Source organism: Terriglobales bacterium, from assembly GCA_035561515.1.
Lineage (GTDB): Bacteria > Acidobacteriota > Terriglobia > Terriglobales > Acidobacteriaceae > DATMXP01.
In genome coordinates this window covers 1-3,806 of the sequence record DATMXP010000011.1, presented here as the reverse complement: position 1 = coordinate 3,806, position 3,806 = coordinate 1, and the positions used below count along the sequence as shown (strand labels likewise).

Here is a 3,806-nt window from a genome sequence, read left to right as displayed (position 1 = left end):
ACTCCTTCAGCGCGGCGATGATCTGCTCCTCGGTGTGTCCCTTCTTCGGCATGTCGAACCTCCTCGTTCCCCTCTCCGAGGACCTCAATTGCCTACGATATCTCCAATTTCAATTGGTACAACTTCTGGGTTTTGGATCACTGGTGCTGGAAGGATGAGGCTGGGCCAACCGCCTTCACTATCGCGGCCGAGCACCGTGGACAGGCGAGCGAGGTCGCGGTGCTGCTTTCGGTAAGCGGCAAAATCGACCGGAACGCATTGCCAGCCGAGACATCGGAACTGCCCTTGTACGAGTTGACCGTCGCGAATGGTTCCCCGTGCCGCACACGGATCAATACCCGGGCAGATCTGGAGCGTTTCCGGGTGGCATACCAGGAACTGCTTGGCAGGATCAGACGTGATCATCCCGGTGCGGAAGCAGTTCATCTTTTCGCGGCGGTTCCGGCGCCGGTCGCAGTCACGTGCGGCCGGGAGGTGCTCCGCAAGATCGATCCGGTGATCCATGTTTACGATTTTGAAAAGGTCGCGTCACGTTACGTGTACGCACTCAAGGTGAACGAAAAATGACTCCAACAGAATACTTGCAAAAGATCCTCGATAAGCAGACCCTAGATCCTCAGGGGGAAGAACTCACTGATCTTGAAAAGCGGCGGCAGGATGTCGAGGCGACACTGAACCGCGAGTTCGAAACCGCCGATAAAACCATTTCCGTCGCTGGCTCCGTCGCGAAGGGCACCATGATCCGGGAGTCGTATGATCTGGATCTGACCTGCTACTTTGCAAATGAAGACACCAGCGCCGGTGACACTCTGGAAGACATCTTCGATAACGTCCGGAAGGCGCTTGAAAAGGACTACCGGGTATTGCCGAAGACATCCGCTCTCCGGGTGCGCAGCAACGAAAAGGATTCCCTGGACAAGGATTTCCACATTGATGTCGTGCCTGGCCGCTATACGGGTCCCGAGAGGTCGGATGCGTTTCTCCATGTGAAAAGCCGGGAGAAATCCAGGATGAAGACGAACCTCGATGTGCACATCCGGCACATGCGGTACAGCGGTTGCCTCGATGAGATTCGCCTGATGAAGTTGCGGAACGTGCGCACGGGGCTCGGCTTGAAGACGTTCGTGCTGGAGTTGACCACCATCAAGGCCCTTAAGCTGCCGGAGGCGCCTTTCGGACTTCCTGAGCGGCTGCGCTTCGTATGGGAGTATTTGCGCGACAACGCCGAAACCTTTACTGTCGAAGATCCCGCCAACCCCACCGGGAACGATCTGTCGGAATATCTGGATACCCAGGTGCGCGCCCGCATAAAGAAAGTGGCCACGAAAACGCTCAAGGATCTCGACGATAAGGGTTGGGACGAGATCTTTGGACCTGCCGAGGAGGAGTCCAAAGCCCAGAAAGCGGCGGCTATCGTTTCAGTCGTGCGGGAGCACCCTTCCCGCCCGTGGCTGCCCCGGTAATGAAGCCGTGGTTTGAGCAAAAACCGGGACTCTATTCCAGGGTGACCCGTGCCATAGAGCAGAGTTTCCCCACCCTCCACGTTGTGCAGGAACCTGGCACCATCTATGTCCGCGGCCGGCTGAACATCACCGGCCCCGAGCTTCGCGCCGCTGTCGCATACTACGATATCGAGCTTGAGTTCCCTGCCAATTATCCGGATGCCGACCCACTGGTCCGTGAAACCGGTGGAGTGATTCCCAAGGATGATGACCACCACTTCCAGGACAACGGGGTAGCCTGCCTTTTTCTACCCGAGGAACGCTGGCGGTATTGCAGACCCGATGCCACGATAACGGAGTTCATCAAGGGACCCGTGCTAGGCTTCTTTGCCTGGCAAGCCCACCTGGCCTTGACCGGACAGAAACCGCCGAGTGGCGAATGGCAACATGGCTGCGGTGCCATCTTCGACTTCTATTGCGAACAACTGGGTACCAGGGATTTGCGCGTCGTCGCTACGTTTCTGGAATACATGACCGCCAAGAAGCCGAAAGGTACCTGGCGGTGCTACTGCGGCAGCGGGCAACAACTAAGACAATGCCACTTCGCGAAAGTCCAATTCCTACGAGAGCGCATCCCGCGCAAGCGAGCGCTGATTGTATTGCAGGCACTCCGGCAGGCCAAGGACACAGCGTCCCGTTGACCCCAATGGGGCAGGCCGGTTGGCATCTCGGATTCATTGGAGTATTCTTGGATATAACAAAAACAAAAGTGCCGGAAGATGTCACAAAGCATCTAGAATTCATTCAATCCGTCGTCGCACGGATGGCCAACCACTCGTTTCTTCTGAAGGGATGGACCATCACGCTCACGGCAGCTATTTTCGGTCTCGCTGCAAAAGGCACCAACCCGACGTTCGTGCTGATTGCATTCTTCCCTGCGGCGGCCTTTTGGGGTCTGGACGCGTACTATCTTCGGCGAGAACGCCTCTTCAGAAAGCTCTACGACGACGTGAGGCGGTCGAAGAAGGACGGCGTGCAAACGGTTGAGCCGTTCTCGATGGATACGTCGCGCTATGAGGCGGACGTGCCCAGCGTCTGGCGAACGATGTGGTGCGGGGCCATAGTATGGCTCCACGGGATAGTTCTTCTGGCAATCGTGCTGGTGTTTGGAATCCTGCAACAGACGCACTAATACCATGGCACGGCGAGTCTTTTTCAGCTTCCATTACAAGCGAGACGTAATCCGCGCGAACATCGTGAAGAATTCCTGGGTCACGCAGGACCGGGAAGATGCGGGCTTCTTCAACAGTTCCGTCTTCGAGAGCAAGCAGCGCACGAGCGAAGACGCATTGAGGCGTTTTCTCGACGACGGCTTCTTTAATACCACGGTGACATGCGCCTTGATCGGGGCGGAGACGGCGTGGCGTAGGTGGGTCCGGTATGAGCTTTTCCGAAGTGTCATCCGAGGCAACGCCCTTCTCGGCGTGACGATACACAACATTCCGAATTTTCTAAAACAGACAGATCAACCGGGCTGGAACCCGTTCGCGGTCACTGGATTTGAGATGGTAAGCGGGATGGTCCGGTTCAAAGAGCTCCAGTACAATGCCTTGACCAACAAGACTTCGTGGGTTTGGAGTAAAGACTTTCCACGAGGTTTCGCTCCTTCGAGTATCGGACTCGACTTGGGTGCTCGCACAAATACAACGCTGGAGCCGTTCGCTCAAATCTACGACTGGAACGCCCACAACGGCTGCTATAACCTGGGGACCTGGGTTGAAGATGCGGCAAAGCGGGCGGGACATTAACAAGACAGGACAATGAGCTACCTCAAACTCTCCGAAGTTCGGGCCGCAGCGCAGGCCTATCAGGCGCGACAGCCGGTGCGCAAGAGCGCCACACAAATCCTGAGTGACCAGGTGAGGGACTATTCTCCCGCTCGCACCTACGATGTCTTCCTGTCCCATAGCAAGGAGGATGCGGAACTCATCCTCGGCGTAAAGGCCATCCTGGAAGGTAATGGCCTCAGTGTCTATGTGGACTGGGTGGACGATCCGCAATTGGATCGCAGCAACGTGACCGCTGAAACCGCGAATGTGCTGAGAAAACGGATGCGTTCATGCCGGCAGTTTGTATTTGCCACGTCGGAGAACTCGCCGAAGTCGGTGTGGATGCCGTGGGAGCTTGGCTATTATGACGGCTACAAGAACGGCAGCGTGTCGATGATCCAAAACCCAGAAGTTGTACCAATTGAAATTGGAGATATCGTAGGCAATTGAGGTCCTCGGAGAGGGGAACGAGGAGGTTCGACATGCCGAAGAAGGGACACACCGAGGAGCAGATCATCGCCGCGCTGAAGGAGTA

General features: G+C 56.4%; 6 protein-coding genes. All 6 read left to right on the top strand.

Annotation, left to right across the window (positions count from 1 at the left end):
• Nucleotides 1-87: 87 nt before the first annotated feature.
• Genes VN577_04340 through VN577_04315 form a run of 6 tightly spaced genes read left to right on the top strand, consistent with a single transcriptional unit; the run spans nt 88 to nt 3,721 of the window.
• Entirely contained in the window at nt 88-567 is a 480-nt protein-coding gene (locus tag VN577_04340) for an SAVED domain-containing protein (protein ID HWR14033.1), read from the top strand.
• Nucleotides 564-1,463, top strand: a complete 900-nt coding sequence (locus VN577_04335) for a hypothetical protein (GenBank protein ID HWR14032.1) — start codon at nt 564-566, stop codon at nt 1,461-1,463. Before VN577_04340 ends, VN577_04335 begins: the two co-directional genes overlap by 4 nt.
• On the top strand, nt 1,448-2,143 hold the full coding sequence (locus VN577_04330; GenBank protein HWR14031.1) for a hypothetical protein: 696 nt from the start codon (nt 1,448-1,450) through the stop codon (nt 2,141-2,143). Before VN577_04335 ends, VN577_04330 begins: the two co-directional genes overlap by 16 nt.
• Nucleotides 2,144-2,190: 47 nt before the next feature.
• Nucleotides 2,191-2,634 (top strand): hypothetical protein, encoded by a 444-nt coding sequence (locus VN577_04325; GenBank protein ID HWR14030.1) that lies wholly within the window; start codon nt 2,191-2,193, stop codon nt 2,632-2,634.
• 4 nt (nt 2,635-2,638) lie between these two features.
• Nucleotides 2,639-3,250, top strand: a complete 612-nt coding sequence (locus VN577_04320) for a TIR domain-containing protein (GenBank protein ID HWR14029.1) — start codon at nt 2,639-2,641, stop codon at nt 3,248-3,250.
• Nucleotides 3,251-3,262: 12 nt separating this feature from the next.
• Nucleotides 3,263-3,721, top strand: a complete 459-nt coding sequence (locus tag VN577_04315; protein ID HWR14028.1) for a TIR domain-containing protein — start codon at nt 3,263-3,265, stop codon at nt 3,719-3,721.
• Nucleotides 3,722-3,806: the final 85 nt, after the last annotated feature.

Bases quoted from the DNA above. Each gene is read 5' to 3' on its own strand.
- VN577_04335 (HWR14032.1), top strand. From the start codon at position 564: ATGACTCCAACAGAATACTTGCAAAAGATCCTCGATAAGCAGACCCTA.
- VN577_04320 (HWR14029.1), top strand. From the start codon at position 2,639: ATGGCACGGCGAGTCTTTTTCAGCTTCCATTACAAGCGAGACGTAATC.
- VN577_04315 (HWR14028.1), top strand. From the start codon at position 3,263: ATGAGCTACCTCAAACTCTCCGAAGTTCGGGCCGCAGCGCAGGCCTAT.